This window comes from Nonomuraea sp. NPDC049758 (genome assembly GCF_040674635.1).
Taxonomy (GTDB): Bacteria; Actinomycetota; Actinomycetes; order Streptosporangiales; family Streptosporangiaceae; genus Nonomuraea.
Genome location: NZ_JBFAMZ010000011.1, coordinates 307,716 through 324,512, shown reverse-complemented (window position 1 = coordinate 324,512; position 16,797 = coordinate 307,716). Strand labels below are relative to the sequence as shown.

General features: G+C 72.0%; 16 protein-coding genes. 3 read left to right on the top strand and 13 right to left on the bottom strand.

Annotated elements, in window-relative coordinates:
• Positions 1-7: 7 nt before the first annotated feature.
• Both AB0J46_RS28765 and AB0J46_RS28760 read right to left on the bottom strand, forming a co-directional pair.
• Positions 8-454 carry a VOC family protein gene (locus AB0J46_RS28765; RefSeq protein WP_364337199.1) on the bottom strand — a complete coding sequence of 149 codons (447 nt, stop codon included), beginning with the start codon at positions 452-454 and terminating at the stop codon, positions 8-10.
• Complete coding sequence (locus AB0J46_RS28760) at positions 451-1,863, bottom strand: alanine racemase (protein WP_364337197.1); 1,413 nt, start codon at positions 1,861-1,863, stop codon at positions 451-453. Before AB0J46_RS28760 ends, AB0J46_RS28765 begins: the two co-directional genes overlap by 4 nt.
• A 139-nt stretch (positions 1,864-2,002) precedes the next feature.
• Between AB0J46_RS28760 and AB0J46_RS28755 the strand changes: the two genes are divergently transcribed.
• Positions 2,003-3,043 carry an Lrp/AsnC family transcriptional regulator gene (locus tag AB0J46_RS28755; protein WP_364337194.1) on the top strand — a complete coding sequence of 347 codons (1,041 nt, stop codon included), beginning with the start codon at positions 2,003-2,005 and terminating at the stop codon, positions 3,041-3,043.
• On the opposite strand, the gene AB0J46_RS28750 is transcribed toward AB0J46_RS28755, so the two are convergent.
• The 5 genes from AB0J46_RS28750 to AB0J46_RS28730 all read right to left on the bottom strand — a co-directional run bounded on the left by AB0J46_RS28750 (position 2,991) and on the right by AB0J46_RS28730 (position 8,622).
• On the bottom strand, positions 2,991-4,436 hold the full coding sequence (locus tag AB0J46_RS28750; protein ID WP_364337192.1) for a hypothetical protein: 1,446 nt from the start codon (positions 4,434-4,436) through the stop codon (positions 2,991-2,993). The two genes, AB0J46_RS28755 and AB0J46_RS28750, sit on opposite strands and share 53 nt — an antisense overlap.
• Before the next feature lie 36 nt (positions 4,437-4,472).
• Positions 4,473-5,159: a response regulator transcription factor gene (locus AB0J46_RS28745; protein WP_364337190.1), complete on the bottom strand. Its 687-nt coding sequence runs from the start codon at positions 5,157-5,159 to the stop codon at positions 4,473-4,475.
• 5 nt (positions 5,160-5,164) lie between these two features.
• Entirely contained in the window at positions 5,165-6,295 is a 1,131-nt protein-coding gene (locus tag AB0J46_RS28740; RefSeq protein WP_364337188.1) for a histidine kinase, read from the bottom strand.
• Positions 6,296-6,346: 51 nt separating this feature from the next.
• Entirely contained in the window at positions 6,347-6,790 is a 444-nt protein-coding gene (locus AB0J46_RS28735) for a hypothetical protein (RefSeq protein WP_364337186.1), read from the bottom strand.
• A gap of 188 nt (positions 6,791-6,978) precedes the next feature.
• Positions 6,979-8,622, bottom strand: a complete 1,644-nt coding sequence (locus AB0J46_RS28730) for a chitobiase/beta-hexosaminidase C-terminal domain-containing protein (RefSeq protein ID WP_364337183.1) — start codon at positions 8,620-8,622, stop codon at positions 6,979-6,981.
• A 371-nt stretch (positions 8,623-8,993) separates the two neighbouring features.
• Between AB0J46_RS28730 and AB0J46_RS28725 the strand changes: the two genes are divergently transcribed.
• Positions 8,994-9,464 (top strand): pyridoxamine 5'-phosphate oxidase family protein, encoded by a 471-nt coding sequence (locus tag AB0J46_RS28725; RefSeq protein WP_364337181.1) that lies wholly within the window; start codon positions 8,994-8,996, stop codon positions 9,462-9,464.
• A gap of 56 nt (positions 9,465-9,520) precedes the next feature.
• Here the strand turns inward: AB0J46_RS28725 and AB0J46_RS28720 are convergent, their stop codons facing one another.
• Positions 9,521-10,192, bottom strand: a complete 672-nt coding sequence (locus AB0J46_RS28720; RefSeq protein ID WP_364337179.1) for a hypothetical protein — start codon at positions 10,190-10,192, stop codon at positions 9,521-9,523.
• Between the two features lie 287 nt (positions 10,193-10,479).
• A complete protein-coding gene (locus AB0J46_RS28715) occupies positions 10,480-11,487 on the bottom strand; it encodes a WYL domain-containing protein (protein WP_364337177.1) in 1,008 nt (335 codons plus the stop codon).
• Between the two features lie 103 nt (positions 11,488-11,590).
• Here AB0J46_RS28715 and AB0J46_RS28710 point away from each other — a divergent pair, with 103 nt between their 5' ends.
• A complete protein-coding gene (locus AB0J46_RS28710; protein WP_364337175.1) occupies positions 11,591-12,436 on the top strand; it encodes an NAD(P)H-binding protein in 846 nt (281 codons plus the stop codon).
• Between the two features lie 3 nt (positions 12,437-12,439).
• On the opposite strand, the gene AB0J46_RS28705 is transcribed toward AB0J46_RS28710, so the two are convergent.
• From AB0J46_RS28705 to AB0J46_RS28690, 4 genes are read right to left on the bottom strand one after another with little or no spacing between them, the layout of a single operon-like run.
• Entirely contained in the window at positions 12,440-13,807 is a 1,368-nt protein-coding gene (locus AB0J46_RS28705; RefSeq protein ID WP_364337174.1) for a carboxylesterase family protein, read from the bottom strand.
• Entirely contained in the window at positions 13,792-15,114 is a 1,323-nt protein-coding gene (locus AB0J46_RS28700) for a M28 family peptidase (protein WP_364337172.1), read from the bottom strand. Before AB0J46_RS28700 ends, AB0J46_RS28705 begins: the two co-directional genes overlap by 16 nt.
• Complete coding sequence (locus tag AB0J46_RS28695; protein ID WP_364337170.1) at positions 15,111-15,911, bottom strand: carbohydrate ABC transporter permease; 801 nt, start codon at positions 15,909-15,911, stop codon at positions 15,111-15,113. Before AB0J46_RS28695 ends, AB0J46_RS28700 begins: the two co-directional genes overlap by 4 nt.
• Entirely contained in the window at positions 15,908-16,789 is an 882-nt protein-coding gene (locus AB0J46_RS28690; protein WP_364337168.1) for a sugar ABC transporter permease, read from the bottom strand. The genes AB0J46_RS28695 and AB0J46_RS28690 overlap by 4 nt, the downstream gene beginning before the upstream one ends.
• Positions 16,790-16,797: the final 8 nt, after the last annotated feature.

The window sequence follows — 16,797 nt, the reverse complement described above, 5'->3', positions numbered from 1 at the left end:
CAGTGCGCTACGCGGCGAACTGGACCAGTTCGATCACGTGGCGGTCGGGGTCGAGCACGTACACCAGTCTCGCGCCGTCCCAGCGGCCCAGTTCGGGGGCGGACATGGTGACCGGTGTTGCGGTGAGCGGGTGGAAGCCGGTCTCGGCGAGGCGGGCGAGCACCAGGTCGAGGTCCTGGACGCCCAGGGCGACGTGCCCTCCTCCGGGGCTGTTGACCGGCGGCGCGGCCGAGGTGGTGCCGGCTTCGCGGTACTCCAGCAGCTCGATCATCTGGCCACGGCCGGCGTCGAGCATGGCATAGGCGAGCCAGGCGCCCTCGATGCCCGCGGCGCGGCCCTGCGCCTCGCCCGTTTCGAGCAGGGGCATGCCGAGCAGATCGCGGTAGAAGGTGAGGGAGGCGGACAGGTCGGCGCAGGTGAGTCCCGCGTGGTCGAGGGTGGGGGTGGCGTTCATCGGGCGGCTCCTGTCGCGGGGTGGCGGAGGTGGTCGGGGAGGGTGTCGCGGGCCAGCAGGTCGTCGATGGTCTCGGCCCGCCGTACCAGGTGGGCGTGTGTGCCGTTCACCAGCACCGTGGCCGGTCTGGGCAGCAGGTTGAGGTTGCTGGCGTTCGCGTCGTTGTAGGCGCCGGTGAAGCAGAAGGCCAGCAGGTCGCCAGGGTGCATGACGGGCAGCGTGGCGCTGCGGGCGAGCACGTCCGACATGCAGGAGCGGCCGACGACGCGGACCTCGGCGGGGTCGCCCGTCTCGGGAAGGTGCACGGGGATCACCGGCGGGCGGGCGGCCTCGTCGGGGATCTCCGACAGGAACAGTTGCGTGGTGTCCGTCTCGTACCAGGTGAAGGGGAAGGGCCGGGTCTGCCGCTTCACGTTGAGCAGGGTCGCGACGTGGATGCCGCAGGGCCCGAACAGCGCGCGGCCGGGCTCGACCTCCAGGACGCAGCCTTCGAGGTCGACGCCGCCCGACGCCAGGCCCTTGCCCAGGTTCTCGCAGACGACCTCGGCATGGCGTTCGATCGACGGCGGGTCCGGTGCGACGAAGTCCGGATTCGCCCGGCCGAACCCGTCGACCGGCGGCGCGAATCCGCCGCCGACGTCTATGGTGCGCGGCGTCCAGCCGCCCCACAGTTCCGACACCTCGGCGGTCAGCTCACCGAACCGCCTGCTGTACCCGCCGATGACGGACAGGTCGGTGGTGTAGCGGCCCATGTGCATCATCACCCCGCTCACCCGCAGCTCAGGGGCGGTCAAGGCGCGGCCGGCCTCGGCCAGGTCGTCATAGGGCAGGCCCGACTTGTAGGTGCCGTAGATGTCATTGATCGGCATGCCGAAGGAATCCATGCGGGCGTCGGTCTCGAAGTGGGGCCGCAGCCGCACCCGCAGGTCGGCCTGTTTGCCGAGGGCGCGGGCCGCCATCACCGCGAGCTCGATCTCCCGTACGTCGTCGACGGTGACGCGGACGCCGAGCGCCACGGCACGCTCGATCGTGGTGCGGTCCTTGGCGGTGCCGTTGAGCGAGATCCGGCCGGGATCGACGCCGGCCCTGACCGCGACCTCCAGCTCGCCGGCTCCGACCAGGTCGGAGCCGCATCCCTCCTGTGCGAGCACCCGTTGCAGCGCGAGCACGGGGTTGGCCTTGACCGCCGGCAGCACCAGCACCTCGCCATGGCGCCAGACCCGCTCGAAGGCGGCGCGGATGCGGCGGACCCGCCGACGCAACGCGGACTCGGAAACCACGAACAGCGGCGCGGGGAACCTCTCGACCAGGACGTCCACCGGCACCTCCTCGATCAGCAGGCGGCCGGCCTCCCGGCGGAGCATGCCGTCCGACAGCGCCACCGCCGCGGCATCGTAGGATTCGCTCATGGTGGTGAAAATAGTTGGGACAGATCGAAGAAGCAACTAGTTCTGCAACAGGAATCCGCTGATGTGAGATATTTCCGCTGCAAGATACCCCCTGGCGAGCGATGTGGTGTGCGAGTCGCCTCCATGCTTCGATTGCGGGGTGACCGATGCACCACCCGGCAGCCGTGACCCACGAGATCGGCCCGTGCTGGACGAGATCGACCGGCGGATCATCGCCGAGCTGCAGCAGGACGGCCGTCGCACCTACGGCCGCATCGCCGCGGCGGTCGGGCTCACCGAGGCCCCGACCCGGCAACGCGTGGCCCGTCTGACCAGGTCCGATCTGATCGAGATCGTGGCCATCACCAATCCGGCCGCCTTCGGCTGCCGCCTGCGGGTCGCGGTCGGCCTGCGCTGCGAGGGCGACCTGGACACGATCGCCGCAGCGATCGCACGAGTGGACGAGGTCGACTGGCTGGTCGCCACCGCGGGCCGCTACGACCTGGTCGCCGAGCTGCGGTGCGTGGACGAGCAGCACCTGTACAGCCTGCTCACCGACCGGATCCGGGTGATCTCCGGGGTCCACGACGTCGAGACGCTCCTCTACCTCAACCTGTTCAAGGCCGCGTACTCCTGGCCGCCCGGATCAGGCAGGCGGATACCGGACGAGACGACCGGCGCCCGGCGGTGCCCCCCGGTCCCGCCGGTGCTGACCGGCAACGGGGAGGACGTTCCGCTCGACGAGATCGACCGGCGGATCATCGCCGAGCTGCAGCAGGACGGCCGTCGCACCTACGGCCGCATCGCCGAGGCGGTCGGGCTCACTCTCGCGCCGACCAGGCAGCGGGTGGCCCGCCTCATCGACACAGGCGTCATCAAGGTCGCGGCCATCGTCAATCCGAGAACGGCGGGGCCGCTGCGCCGCGCCGCCGTCGGCCTGCACTGCGCGGGCGGCCTGGACGCGATCGCGGCGGCGATCGCGCGGGTGGACGAGGTCGAGTGGCTGATGGCCACCGCGGGCGGATTCGACCTGATGGCGGAGGTCGGCTATCTGGACGAGGAGCACCTCCACCGGCTGGCCGCCCGGATTCGCACGATCCCGGGCGTGCGCGGCGTCGAGATCCTGATCTTCCTGGCCATCTTCAAGGTCAGATACCCGTGGCCGCCCGGACTGGCGCACCGGGAGCCGGCCCACCCTTAGACGGCCCGACCGTACGGGCGGCGGAGCGGCCGATGCGGAGCCCGGCGAGGGCGATGAGCAGCATCGCGACCGAGCACCAGGCGGCCCAGTCGCCCAGGCCGGCGTAGACGGTCGAGGCGCCCTGCTGCGGCAGCGCCGCGAACACGGTGGTCACGCCGGGCTTGCCGCTGCGGCCTTCGGCCAGCACCCGTCCCCGGGTGTCGCTCACCGTGAGAAGGCCCTGGCGGGCCGCGCGCGCCACCGACAACCCGCTCTCCACCCCGCGGACCAGCGCCATGCGGCTGTGCAGCCAGGCGTCGTCGTCGAAGTCCCAGGCGGGGGCGAGCAGCGTCGTCGCGCCGGCCTGGCGGTACTGCCGTACCAGCCAGGGGAAGTCCAGGTCCTTGCAGACGATCAGGCCCGTCGTGGTCTGGCCGAGCAGGGTCAGCGTGCGTCCGGGCGTGAGCTCCGACTCCAGCCCGGGAATCATGTGGTGTTTGTCGTAGCGGGCCCCGGACGGGTAGGCCAGCGCGCTGTTGGTCCGCGTCGCGCCGGCGCCGAGCGCGACGCCGTCGACGACCGCCACTCCCGGCCTGGCCAGCGGCAGGCGGGCGGTGGCCGCGTCGAACGTCTTCTCCGGCAGCACCGCGATCTCGGCGCCGCGGGCGGCGGCCGCGTCGACGGCCCGGCGGTAGCGCCGGAGCAGGTCGCGCCCCTGCGGGGAGTCCAGTGCCACGGTGTCGCTCGGGTCGTCGGTGGAGATCAGCGCGACCTCGCGGTGCGGCCCGTCGTCCTGGCCGGTGCCGAGCCGCGCGAAGCCGTACGCCAGGGCCAGCGCCACCATCGCGCCCGCGGTCACCGCGACGGAGAACCGACGGGTCGCGCCCGGCGCGAGCAGCGCGGCCACGGCGGCGGGCACGAGCAGGAGCAGGAAGGTGATCCCCCAGACGCCGGCGACGGAGGCCGTCTGCAGGACGGGTAACACGTCGGCCTGCGTATAGGCCAGGCTCCACCACGCGCCGTGCGGTCCGGCCAGTGCCATCAGGTATTCGACGCCGACCCACAGCGCCGGTACGGCGAGCACGGCCGTCAGCGTCCGCCGCCTGGCCAGCAGCGAACGGTGCAGCAGCACGCCGAGGCCGTACAGCAGCGCCGGCCCGGCGAGCAGGCCGGCCGCCACCGGGACGGGCGTCTCAAGCGTCGCGGTGAAGTACGGCCACCACCGCAGCTGGCCGCCGAGCCAGGCGAGGGCGCCCGCGGCGAAGGCCGCGCCTCCCCCCACCCGGGGGGCGGCGAGCAGCACGGGCAAGGGGGCGAGCCACGTCAGCCAGGCCACAGGGTGCGGGCCGGTGCCGAAGTGCAGCAGGACGGCCGAGGCGAGGGCCGCGGCGAGCGCGATCAGGACACGTTTCATGACGACGATGCTGCTCGCGGCCACCCTGGCGGCGCGTCAGCCGTGAGTGTGATCTCCGATGTCACTCTCACCGGCGACCACGAGGCCGCATTCGTAGGCGAACACCGCCGCCTGCACCCGGTCCCGCAGGTCCAGCTTGGTCAGGATGCGGCTGACGTGCGTCTTGACCGTGTGCTCGGTGACCACGAGCACGGCGGCGATCTCGGCGTTGGACAGTCCGCGGGCGACCAGTCTCAGCGTTTCGCGCTCCCGCTCGGTGAGCGCCTCCAGCCGTCCCGCCAGCCGCGGCATCGGGCCGTGAGCCGGCCGTCTGACCAGGTCCTCCAGCAGCCTGCGGGTGGCAGCGGGGGCCAGCAACGCGTCACCGGCGGCCACGGTGCGCACCGCGTGCGCCAGCTCGTCGCGGCGGATGTCCTTGAGCAGGAAGCCGCTGGCACCCGCGCGGACGGCGTCGTAGACGTACTCGTCCAGGTCGAACATGGTCAGGACGAGCACCTTGGCGGCGGTGGTCGCGCAGATCTCCCTGGTGGCCTCGATGCCGTTCCTGCCCGGCATCCGCACGTCCATCAGGACCACGTCCGGACGCAGGCGTCCGGCCAGCGCGATCGCCTCGTCGCCGTCCGCCGCCTCGCCCACCACCAGCATGTCCGGCTGAGCGCCGAGGATCAGGCCGAACCCGGCGCGGAAGAGATCCTGGTCGTCGGCGATGAGCACGCGCAGCATGCGCGCTATTCAAGCGGAAAGACGGCTCTGACGAGGAATCCCCCGTCCTGTCCCGGTCCCGCGGTGAGCGTCCCGCCGTAGGCGGTCGCCCGTTCCCGCATGCCGATCAGGCCGTAGCCGCCGCCGTCGCGACGCGGGCCGCCGCCGTCGTCGGCGATCTCGACCACCAGGTCCCGCGCGGTCCAGCGCAGGCGCAGCCGTGCGTTGCGCGCCCCGGCGTGTTTGCGCACGTTGGTGAGGGCTTCCTGGACGATCCGGTAGACGGCGGCTTCCAAGCTGCCCGATGTCCGCCGCCGCTCGCCCTCCACGGTCATGACCACGTCCAGGCCGCTGCGTTCGGCCAGTGAGGCGAGTCCGTCCAGGCTCGGCTGGGCGGGCCCGACGTCCTCCCCCGCCGGACCGTCCGACGCGCGCAGCGCGGTGAGCAGGCCGCGCAGCTCGTTGAGCGCTCCTCTGCCGGTGTCGGCGATCGCGTCGAAGACGGCCTCGGCCCTGGGCGCGTCGCTCCGTACGACCACGGGCCCGGCCTCGGCCTGGACGACCATCAGCCCGACGGCGTGCGTGATGATGTCGTGCATGTCACGAGCGATCCGCGCCCGTTCCTCCGCCACCGCGGCGATGTGCTGCTGTTCGCGGCGACGGGCCCGTTCGGCCAGTTCCGCGGTACGTGACCGGTTCGCCCGGGCGCTGGTGCCCAGCGCGTAGGCGGCCACGAAGGCGGTGCCGATCAGGCGGAAGATCTCGCTGTCCTCCCCGGGCAGCGCCAGGGAGACGCCGACGATGACGGCGACCGCCGGGATCGCGGCCAGGCGCTTCCACGTGGGACTGAGGTCGGCGATGGTGTAAACGGCGACCAGCGGCCCGAACGGGAGGAACGGCTTCTCCCATAAGACCATGACGGTCATCGCGGCGCCGACGAACAGCGCCACGGCCATGGGCGCGCGCCTGCGCCAGTAGACGGGCGCGGAGGCGAGCGCGCCCAGGGCGACGATCCACCACGCCTTCGGACTCGGCACCAGCAGCGGACCGAGGGTGGCCGCGGTGGTGACCGCCGCGATCGCGACGTCGCCCCTACGACCGGAGAACCTGGCAGTCCAGAGCGCCAGAACCCCGCCGGCGCGCCCCACGCTGGTCATCCGCTCCTCCGAGGGTGTCGCTGCCGGCATGCGGAAACCGGGTCGGGCGGGTCAGCCGCGCTTGGTGCGCCAGCGGGAGGTGCGGAAGCCGTCGGAGCGCTCCAGGAGGTAGGTCAGCCTGGCGGCCGTCTGGCGTACGCCGTCGTCGTGGCGGTGTCGTTTGCCGGGGGCGAGGCGGGAGCGCAGGTCGAGGATGTGGGCCAGCTCGCCGGCGACCTCCGAGACCAGCCGGTAGCGGATGCCGAAGGAGTGCAGGTCGCCGTGCACGTCGTCGACCAGGTCCTCGTCCACGTGCCGTTGCAGCGGTTTGAGCTTGGTGAGCAGCTGGGCGTCCATGCCGGCCACGGGCGCCCTGCGGCGGGTGTCGTCGGCCGGCACCGCCACCGTGGCGCGGATCCGGACGAATGCCAGCGCCCGCTCGGTGTCCGGGGTGGAAGGGTGTTCGGCGAGGTCCAGCAGGCGCCGCAGGGTCTCCTGCGTTTTGTCGTCGAACATGAGGACAAGTCTATGCACTCCGGCTCAGGCGCTCTCCTGTGTCCGGATGGCCCGGCGGAGGCCGTCAGGGATGGAACATGGGCGGACGGGCGGCGGCGCACTGGTGGAGCGCGTTGGAGCGGCGGGCCATCGGGCTTTCCACGGAAGCCCCGTCATCGACCGGGTCCGGCCGATGACGGGGCAAGGTGCTACTTCAGCACGTCCGCGGCGACAGGCGACTGGTTGCCCTGCGCGTCGACCGCGACGACCTCCGCGCGGTACCTGGCGCCGTCGCGCTGGACCGGGACCGGAATGTCCATGGAGGCGGCGGCGGGCACCACGTCGAAGCGGTTGGCGACCTTGGTGGTGAGCACCTCGGCGCCGTTGTCGGCGCGGGTGACGCGCACCTTGTAGTGGTACACCAGCTCGTCGTCCTGGGCCTGTTCGATGCGCAGCGCGAGCCGGCCGTCCTTGCCGGTCTGGGCCGTCAGCGGGCGCTGGGACGTCCAGGCCGGGGCCGTACGGTTGCGGTTGGCGTCGGTGTAGGTGAAGTTCTGCACGACCTGGGCGTCGGCGCCGGCCGTCCTGATCTCCCAGGACCTGCCGGCCAGCGTCCCGTCGCTCTGGAACGGGGGCTTCCAGTTCGCCGACCACTTCCCGCCGGTGTAGATGTCGTGGAGGTCGGCGTTGAGGTTGATGCGGTTGACGACGGTACGCCCCCGGTAGACCTCGACGGCCAGCCCCTGGGCGGTGGGGGTCTCGAAGCGGTTCGCCAGCTGCCCTTCCGCGTCGAGCATCTGGTATCCGTGGTCGATCTCGATGTAGGACGAGCTGCCGTCGTTGACCGCGGTGAAGTTCTTCTGGTGGATCGAGCGCGGGTCGTTCACGTTCAGGTGCGAATGGCCCGAGAAGTAGACGGCGCGCGGGAACTTCGACAGATCCTCGGTCAGGCGCGGGTTGCTGGTCTGCTGGCCGTCCATCACCGTGCCCGGAGCCGGCCGGTGCCCCTGGACGATGATCGGCAGGTCGCGGTAGGCGGGGTCCGCGGAGATCTGCCCGAGTTGTTCACGCAGCCAGGTGGCCTGGGCCGCGGAGTAGTTCTCGGTGTTGACCGTGATCAGCGGAATGCCCTTGATGTCCGTGCGGTAGTAGCCGTCGCCGGAGTCGGGGAACCACTCCTTGGGGTAGCCCGCACGGAGCTCGGCCAGGGTCGCGTCGTGGTTTCCGTACGACATGAACACCTGGGTGGCGGTCATGCCCTTGCGCGCGAGGTTCTCCTTGAAGATGCGGGCGGTCAACTGGTGGTCCTTGCCGCGGCCGTCCCAGTTGTCGTTGATCATGTCGCCGTTGGAGAGGATGGCGTCCGGGGTGCCCAGAACCGACGCGATGGTGTCGAAGTAGGACGACCAGCGGTGGCGGTCGGCCTCGTAGTCGCCGATGTGAACGTCCGAGACGATCATCATGCGGGCGATCGGCTGCTCCCCCTCGCGAATGAGGTACCCCTCGGACTTGACGGCGCCGGCCTGATTGCCCTTGAAGGCGCGTGCCGTCAGGTTGGTGTCCTCGGTGATGCGGATGGGCTTGCCGGCGAAGGTCGGGCTGCTCTTCGTGGGAATGCTGCCGTCGGTGGTGTACCGGATCGTCTCACCCTGCTTGGCCCGCAGCTCGACGGACACGGCCTGCTCGTAGCGACCGCCGTCGACACTGAAGGACGGGGCCTGCGGCGTCCCGCCCGGGGCGGCCGACGCGCTCTGTGCCAGCGGCATGAGCCCCAGACCGATGCCGACCGAGACGGCTGCGATGTGGCGCCAGGCAGCCGGTTCTCGGCGGACGGTGAAGTCGGCATGTCGCATGTGGTGCTCCCCGATCTTGTCGCGGCACGCTGGGCGCGCCGCGACACGTGCTTCAAAAGTTAACGACTTGAACCTGGAGCACCAAGATGTACGGAACCGGCGACCTGCATGAAGTTCGCGCGACCTGCAAGGTAAGAACTGAGCACCCCTCACCCGGGGCCATGGACCTTGGCGTGGACTTTCCAGAGCGGACGGTCCGCATGTGGCTCCACGTGCCGACGCACCAGCACGATCGCCGTCCTGCCTGGTCAGGAGTGGTTCCCGGGCGGTAACTCGGTGCCTTTGAAGTGCCGTCTTCCGCAGGGTCCGCGCGGCGGCGCAAGATGCCCTGGTCACCGAAGACGGATGAAGCCGAAAAAGGAGTGCCGTCGATGACCACGTCGTTCGCCGAGATCGAGAGCGAGTTCAACGCCTATATCGGTGCCATCCGGTACGCCACGATGGTCACCGTCGACGCCAAGAACCGTCCCCGCACCCGCATCCTCATCCCCGTCTGGGAGAACGTGGACGGGCGGCCGCGCGGGTGGCTGGCCACCTACAGGACACCGGTCAAGGCCGCCCACCTGGCGGGCAATCCGCACACCTCCTTCTCCTACTGGAAGCCCGGCAACAGCTCGGTCGCCATCGACGCCACGGCCGCCTGGGTCGACGACCTGGCGACCAAGCGCCGCGTCTGGGACCTCTACCGGGCGACCAGCCCACGCGGGGCCGGTTACGACCTCGGGGCCTTCTGGCAGTCGCCCGCCGACCCCGCGCTGCACGTCCTCCGCCTCGAACCCTGGCGCGTCCAGGTGATCCGCGGCACCGATCTCCGCAGCCGCATCTGGACGCCGCCGGAATGACCCGGCCGCGGAAGGCCGCGGGTGGGCCCCGGCCGGCAGGATCGCCGGCTCACCGGTCAGTCCTCGTCGGGGAAGACCAGCTCGTCGCGCGTCGCCACGAGTTCGGCGGGCGGCGGCTTGATGTCGATCGGGTCGCCCCAGCCGGAGAACCGCACGTCGGCGGTCGTGACTCGGCGGTCCTTGACGTTCCAGAGGGAGTCGGGCTCGTCATAGCGCGTCTGGCACCTGCGGACGAGCTGGTCGGCGCCGAGCCACAGCCGCCACTTCACGGGCAACCTGGCGTAGCTCGCGTACGGTCCTGTGGGCTTCTGAAGGTCGGCCACCCACAGGCGCGGGTTCAGCCTGAACAGTTCGCCGATGGTGGTGCTGCCCTCGTAGAGGGTGGTGCGGGTGCCGTCGTAGACGCCGGCGGGCCTCTTGGCCGTGGTGGTGGCCAGCACGTGCCGGAGGGTGGCGGGATCGCTCAGCCTGATCTTCCCGCAGCCCAGGTGGAGGTCGTTCTTCCCGGTCTGCAGCAGCCACGTCTTCCCCGCGGGCAGGTAGTCAGGCCGGTCGGACCCCCAGCCATAGGCGCGGTCGGGGAAGAAGATGGCCCGGGAGGCACTCTGGGACGAGGACTTGGGATAGCTGATGTCCGTGGCCGCGACCCGCCCGCCACCGAACTCGTGGACGGACCGCGCCCGGCTGGTCGAACGATCCTTCTTCGGCCCCCAGACAATCCGGTACACCGAAGTCTCCCGAACCCCGTCATGACCCAGGAGCTGCCGTTTCAGCGCCTCGACCGGACCGGGACGGGTGACCGCTTCGGCGCGCGGACCGAAGATCGTGACCGAGACCGAGGCCGTCAGCACGAGAGCCGCCCCGATCGTCCATCACCCCTTGCTCATACGCTCCCCGCTCGGTCGCATGCCGTCCGGAACTGAGGGCGTGGAAGATCATCGCGCAGGAAGATCTCAACGCCGTCACGACGACGCCCGAGCCGGGCGTCAGGCCGCCGCGTCGTGGGCGACGGACCTCAGCGCGGGTCCGCAGCGCGGGCGAAGGCCGCGGACCGGTCCCGGAGCAGGGCGGCGAGCTCGGGAGAGTCGACCACCTCGAAGGGCCATCGCAGCCAGAGCAGGCCGCCGGCGAGGACCTCAAGGCGTACGTCCGCGATCCGCCAGTGTGTCGCCGCCTGGCCGGTGGCGGTGGTCGTCGGGGCGAAGTCCGTGGCGAAGCCGCCCATGTACGCCTGCACCTGCTCGATCGGGGCGTGGATGAGGATCGTCGCCGTGTGCCGGCGGGGCGGAGCGCCGAGCCGGCTGGTGACGAACGCGGCCGGGTCGCCCCCGGGGACCTCTTCGGGCTCGAAGCGCACGCCCGTCGCCGACGCCGCCGTGATCCGGTCGACGCGCAGCACCCGCCAGCCGCGGTCGAGGTCGCGGCAGACGAGGAACCACCGGGTCTGCCGGGGCACCAGGGCGGCGGGCTCGACGTGGCACGGGAACTCCCGTCCGGTGTCGGCGCCCTCGGTGCTCATCACGCGCAGCCGGACCCGCTCGGCGTCCCGGCACGCCAGCGCCAGGACCGCCAGCACGCCGGCGTCCAGCGGCGCCGGATAGGCGCCGGCCACCGCGTTCGGCGTGCTGCCGAAGGCGACCGAGGAGCGCAGCGCCCGCACCCGCCGGCGCACCGCCGGAGGCATCACCTGTTCCATCTTGGCCAGAGCGGTGAGCGCCACCTCGCCGCCACCGGCCGCGCCGCCGGCGGCGGACGAGGCGAGGGCGGCGGCCACGGCGAGCGCCTCGTCCGGCGTGAACACCAGCGGCGGCAGGTCGCTGCCCGTGGACAGCCGGTAGCCACCGTCGGGGCCGCGGCGCGCCTCGACGTGGTAGCCGAGGCGCCGCAGCCGCTCGACGTCCCGCCGCAGGGTGCGGCCGTCGACGCCGAGGCGGCCGGCGAGCTCGCCGCCGCTCCAGGACCGGCGGGCCTGCAGCAGCTCCAGCAGGCGCAGCGCCCGCCCGGTCGTGGTCTGGTCCGGCATACCCGCCGAGCCTAGTAGAAGTGGACAGGAAATGACCTAAAAGCTCCCTAGGTTGGAGTTCGGGCCGGATGGACCGGCACCACTTCCCCTGAGGTGAGTCATCTTGAGCATTCTTGTCACCGGCGCGACCGGCGCCGTCGGCCGTCACCTCGTCACGACCCTGCTCGCCCGCGGCGCCGCGGTGCGCGCGCTGAGCCGCAAGCCCGACGACGCGGGCCTGCCGGCCGGGGTCGAGGTCGTGGCCGGCGACCTGGCCGACGCCGCCACGCTCGGGCCGGAGGTGTTCGCCGGCGTCGATCGTGCCTTCGTCTTTCCCGCCGAGGGGGTGGAGGCGTTCGTCGCCGCGGCCACCGCCCGCGGCGTCCGCCGCTTCACCGTGTTGTCCTCCCTCGCCGCCGCGAAGGAGTTCCGGCGCGACCACGGCTCGGCGAGCCAGCTCCACCACACGGCGGTCGAGTCCGCCGTGACCTCCCGCGCCGGCGCCTGGACGATCCTGCGTCCCGGCACGTTCGCCGGCAACCTGCTCTCCTGGGCCTGGCAGATCCGCTCCGGCGCACCGATCCGGGCGCCCTACCTCGCGTCGGCGCAGGCCCCGATCCACGAGTACGACATCGCCGAGGCCGCCGCCGAGACCCTGCTCTCCGACGATCACCTGGGAACGGCGATCCCGCTCACCGGCCCGCAGTCCCTGACCCGCGCCGAGCAGGTGGCGATCATCGGGGAGGCCCTGGGCATGGAGATCCCGCTGGTGGAGATCACGCCGGCGGAGTTCCGTGCGGAGACCGGGCGGTTCGTCCCCGAGCCCGTGCTGAAGATGTTGCTCGACTACTGGCACGACACCCTCACCGTGCCCGACGTGCCGCGTCCGGTGACCGCGGTGACCGGACGGCCGGGCCGCACGCTCGCGCAGTGGGTCGCCGACCACCGCGCGGACTTCACGGCCGGCTGACCCTCACGCCGACGGTGCGGGATCGTCGAAGATCATGGTGTGGCCGAGCGGCCAGCCGGGGTCGCCGGTGCGGGCGAAGCGCACCCAGGCGGCATGCATCGCGTCGGCCAGCGCCTGCGGCGCGCCCGGTCCCGCCGTGCGGGCGACGCCGGGCGCGTCCAGCACGTCGAAGACGAAGGGCAGGTCGAGGTTGTGCACCGCGCCCACTCGTCCGCCGCCGGCCGGGCTCTCGACCGGCGACTCCCACCGGAACTCGTAGCCGTAGGCGGGCCTGGCCTCGCGGATCCAGCACGTCTCGCGGGTGAACAGGTGCCGGGTGACGGCGCGTCCGACCCGCTCGGCCGGGGTGAGGCCGGGTTCGTCCACCTGGACGCCGAGGTGGTCGAGCGCCGCCCGCGCGGCGGCCTCGTCGAGCCCGGCGGCCATGCCCCGGACGAACACGTCGGCCTCCTGCGACGTGCAGCCGACCAGCAGCGGAAGGTGCCCGCCCGCGCCCGCGCGCAGGGCGTCCAGCGGGACGGCCGGGATCAGGTCGCCGTCGACGACCGGCTTGACCGGCACCGAGTCGGTCAGCCCGCCGGAGCCGCCGGTCAGCGGCGGCGGCTGTGCGGCGACGAGCGCCCCGGGGGGCAGCGCGGCGAAGGACGACCTGGTCGGGGCGATCCCGAGGCGGGCGGCGAGCGCCCTGGCGTGGTCGCGGGCCTCCTGCTCGCCGGCGACCAGGGTGGCCGAGCCGCTCATCACGATCGCGCGCCGGAACAGCCCTTCGGCGCGGGGCATGGTGAGCAGGGTCGCGACGGCCGCGGCGCCCGCCGACTGCCCGGCGACCGTCACGTTGCCGGGGTCGCCGCCGAAGGCCGCGATGTTGTCGCGCACCCACTCCAGCGCGGCCAGCCAGTCGAGCACGCCCCGGTTGAGCGGGGCGTCGTCCAGGGCGAGGAAGCCCTCGAAGCCGAGCCGGTAGTTGACGGCCACGCAGACCACGCCGTCGCGGGCGAAGCGGTGGCCCTGGTGCCAGGCCGCCCCGTTGCCGCCGATCGAGAACGCGCCGCCGTGGATCCAGACCAGGACGGGCAGCCCCGTCTCGCCGGCGCCGGGGGTGCGCACGTCGAGGTTGAGGCAGTCCTCGCCGGTCTCGAAGACGTCGGGCGCGTACAGGCCGATGTCCGCGCCGGCCGCCTGCGGGGCGGCGGGGCCGCGCGTGGCGGCGGGCCGCACGCCGTCCCACGGCGGTGGCGGGACGGGCGCGCCGAAGCGGTGCTCGCCGAAGGGCGGGGCGGCGTACGGCACACCGAGGAAGGCGAGCCCGCCCTCCTCGGCCCTGCCCTCGACCAGCCCGGACGTGGTACGGACGATCATGCGCGACGCCATCCGGCCGTCCCTTCGACGATTCTGACGGCCGCCCGGGTGAGCGGTTCGAGGCCGTCCTCGTACACCTTGTCGAGGGTGTCGGCCGAGTCGAACAGGTACATGGGGGCCGACAGGAAGTGCACCAGCGGCACCCCTTCGGGGTGGAAGAAGGCCCCGTCGGTGGGCGGCATCGGGGAGAAGGCGTCCGGCGGCAGCACGAACGAGCGTCTCAGGTCCTCCGCGACGAGGGCCGCCGCCACCAGGCTCTCCAGCTCCGGCTTCCGGGTGGTGAACCACCAGCCGGGTTCGGGGTCGCCGGTGGGGACCAGCTCGCCGTCCACGGCCACGCACCGGCGGGCGGCGTGCTCCAGGTGGAGCTGGAGCACGACGTCGCCGAGCAGGCCGCGGTGCTCTTCGATGAAGGCCCGGGTGCCGGCGGCGTGCGCCATGTGCCCCGCGGTGAGCAGGAAGAGCAGGTTGTGCGGCCGGTCCCGCTCGGGCACGGCCGCCCAGTACCGGGCGGCGGCCAGCACCAGCGCGATCCCCGAGGCGTCCTCGACGGCCGAGGCCCAGGGCGCGTCGTGGTGCGAGCCGATGATCACCCACTGGCCGGAGCGGCCGGGAAGCGTGCCGATCACGTTGTGCGAGACGGCCGGGCCGGTCTCCGACTCGACGGTGAGCGTGCCCGTGCAGGGGCCCGCGTCGACCAGGTCGAGCACCCGCCGCGAGTCGCCGCCCGACAACCAGACGGCCGGCAGGTCGCGGTGCACGGCGTCGTAGGGCACGTAGTAGTCGCGGGTCTCCCACGGCACGCCGGTCAGCGCGCCCGCGAACGCGGCGGCGCCCCCGTCGATCACGCCCTGGAGCACGTCGAGGTAGTCGAGCTGGAACGGCAGCGTCTGCACCAGGTCGTCGAAGACGCCCTCGGGGTCGTGCACGGCCGTCGCCAGGTCCCTGACGTAGGACTGCGGCAGCTCGGTGAAGGCGTACTCGGGCACGACGATCGCGCCCGGCACGACCTCGCGGCTGACCGGCGCGGTCACGGTCGCCTTCGGCGTGGTGTACGGCAGCGCGGACGCCGCCACCCGCACGACCCTCGACGGATCGGCGTCCAGGCGCACCACCAGGGACGCCGACACCGGCCGCCAGACGGGCAGCTCGACCGGCGCGAGCCGTACGTCGCGCAGCCCGAACTCGGCAAGGCGCTCGGCGGCCCACGCGGCGGTCCAGTCGTCGGCCGGGTAGCCGGGCCGCCGGACGCCGCGCGCGGTGACCGTCTCGATCCACTCCATCATCCGGGCGGCGCCGGGGATCAGGTCCGGGATCATCGTTTCACGCCTCCGAAGGTGAGCCCCGCCACGTAGTAGCGCTGCAGCGCGACCATGAGAATGAACGGCGGCACGGCGGTGACCAGCGCCGCGGTGGTGGTCAGGTGGTAGGTGACGCCGACCTCGCTCTGGAAGTTGGCCAGCCCCACCGGCAGCGGCCACAGCTCCTGCTCGTTGGCCACGATCAGCGGCCACAGCAGGTTGTCCCACTGCGCCAGGAAGTGCACGAGGAACAGGGTGATGAGCGCGGGCCGCAGCAGCGGCACGGCGATGCGCGCGAAGATGCGGAACTCCCCGGCGCCGTCGACCCGCGCGGCCAGCAGCAGCTCCTTCGGGATGCCGAGGGCGAACTGGCGCACCAGGAAGACGCCGAACGCGCTGATCATGCCCGGCACCATCATGCCCTGGAACGTGTTGACCCAGCCGAGCTCCTTCACGATGAGGAAGACCGGGATGACCATGACCATCGGGGTGAGCGCGAGCGTGCCGACCACCAGCGCGAACAGGACGCGGCGGCCGGGGAAGGACAGGTGGGCCATCGCGTGCCCGGCGGCGGCCGAGAAGATCACGTCCAGGACGCCGGTGCCGACGCACAGGATCAGGCTGTTGCGCAGGTACGTGGGCAGGTTGCCCGCGCCGAACAGCACCCCGATGTTCTCTGGCAGGTGGAAGCCGTTGAAGACCAGCCCGCGCAGGTCGGTGTCGTCCGGCGCCGAGGCGACGACGACCATGGCGTAGACCGGCAGCAGCATGAACCCGACCGCGACGATCAGCCAGACGGCGCGCAGCACCTTCATTCGTCGCCGCCCTTCAGGAACGCGAACTGCAGCGCCGAGACGATCACCATGGCGACCAGCAGCACCATGCCCATGGCTGCGGCGTAGCCCATGTGCTCGTAGGGGAAGGCGTTGGCCCAGATGTAGTACGGCAGCACCTGGGTGGCGTCGGCCGGCCCGCCCCCGGTGAGCAGGAAGGCGGGCACGAACGCCTGCATCGATCCGGCGACCGAGATGACCAGGACGAACAGCAACGTCCTGCGCAGCAGCGGGAGCGTGATGCGGGTGAACGTGGTGACCGGCCCCGAGCCGTCGATGGCGGCGGCCTCGTACACCTCGCCGGGCAGCGCCTGCAGCCCGGCGGTCAGGATGATCACGAACAGCCCCATGCTCTTCCAGACGACCATCACGACCAGGGCCCAGATGGCCAGGCCGGAGCTGGTCAGCCAGGACTGCGGGGGGATCCCGGCCAGGCCGAGGAGGGTGTTGGCCAGGCCGCGGTCGGAGTAGATGATCACCCAGACCATGGACGTGGCGGCGAGCGGCATCACGGCCGGGATCATGACGAGCGCCCTGAGCCAGCGGTTGAGCCGTCCTGGCCTGCTCAGCGGCACGGCCACCAGCAGCGCCAGCACGATCGTCGGGACGACCGTGCACACCGTGTAGACGACGGTGATCCACGCCGAGTTGAGGAAGCCGGGGTCGGCGAACATGCGCTCGTAGTTGGCCAGGCCGATCCAGTTGGGCGTCCCGGCCATCTCGTAGTCGGTGAAGCTGAGATAGATCGCGGACAGGAACGGGACCAGCCAGAACACCACGAAGAAGACGGCCACCGGCAGGGTCAGCGCCACGCCCGCCGTGGCCTGGGGCCGGGCCCTGACCCTGCCGAGCACGCTCACCGGACCAT

Bases quoted from the DNA above. Each gene is read 5' to 3' on its own strand.
- AB0J46_RS28765 (WP_364337199.1), bottom strand. From the start codon at position 454: ATGAACGCCACCCCCACCCTCGACCACGCGGGACTCACCTGCGCCGAC.
- AB0J46_RS28760 (WP_364337197.1), bottom strand. From the start codon at position 1,863: ATGAGCGAATCCTACGATGCCGCGGCGGTGGCGCTGTCGGACGGCATG.
- AB0J46_RS28750 (WP_364337192.1), bottom strand. From the start codon at position 4,436: ATGAAACGTGTCCTGATCGCGCTCGCCGCGGCCCTCGCCTCGGCCGTC.
- AB0J46_RS28745 (WP_364337190.1), bottom strand. From the start codon at position 5,159: ATGCTGCGCGTGCTCATCGCCGACGACCAGGATCTCTTCCGCGCCGGG.
- AB0J46_RS28740 (WP_364337188.1), bottom strand. From the start codon at position 6,295: ATGACCAGCGTGGGGCGCGCCGGCGGGGTTCTGGCGCTCTGGACTGCC.
- AB0J46_RS28735 (WP_364337186.1), bottom strand. From the start codon at position 6,790: ATGTTCGACGACAAAACGCAGGAGACCCTGCGGCGCCTGCTGGACCTC.
- AB0J46_RS28730 (WP_364337183.1), bottom strand. From the start codon at position 8,622: ATGCGACATGCCGACTTCACCGTCCGCCGAGAACCGGCTGCCTGGCGC.
- AB0J46_RS28725 (WP_364337181.1), top strand. From the start codon at position 8,994: ATGACCACGTCGTTCGCCGAGATCGAGAGCGAGTTCAACGCCTATATC.
- AB0J46_RS28715 (WP_364337177.1), bottom strand. From the start codon at position 11,487: ATGCCGGACCAGACCACGACCGGGCGGGCGCTGCGCCTGCTGGAGCTG.
- AB0J46_RS28705 (WP_364337174.1), bottom strand. From the start codon at position 13,807: ATGGCGTCGCGCATGATCGTCCGTACCACGTCCGGGCTGGTCGAGGGC.
- AB0J46_RS28700 (WP_364337172.1), bottom strand. From the start codon at position 15,114: ATGATCCCGGACCTGATCCCCGGCGCCGCCCGGATGATGGAGTGGATC.
- AB0J46_RS28695 (WP_364337170.1), bottom strand. From the start codon at position 15,911: ATGAAGGTGCTGCGCGCCGTCTGGCTGATCGTCGCGGTCGGGTTCATG.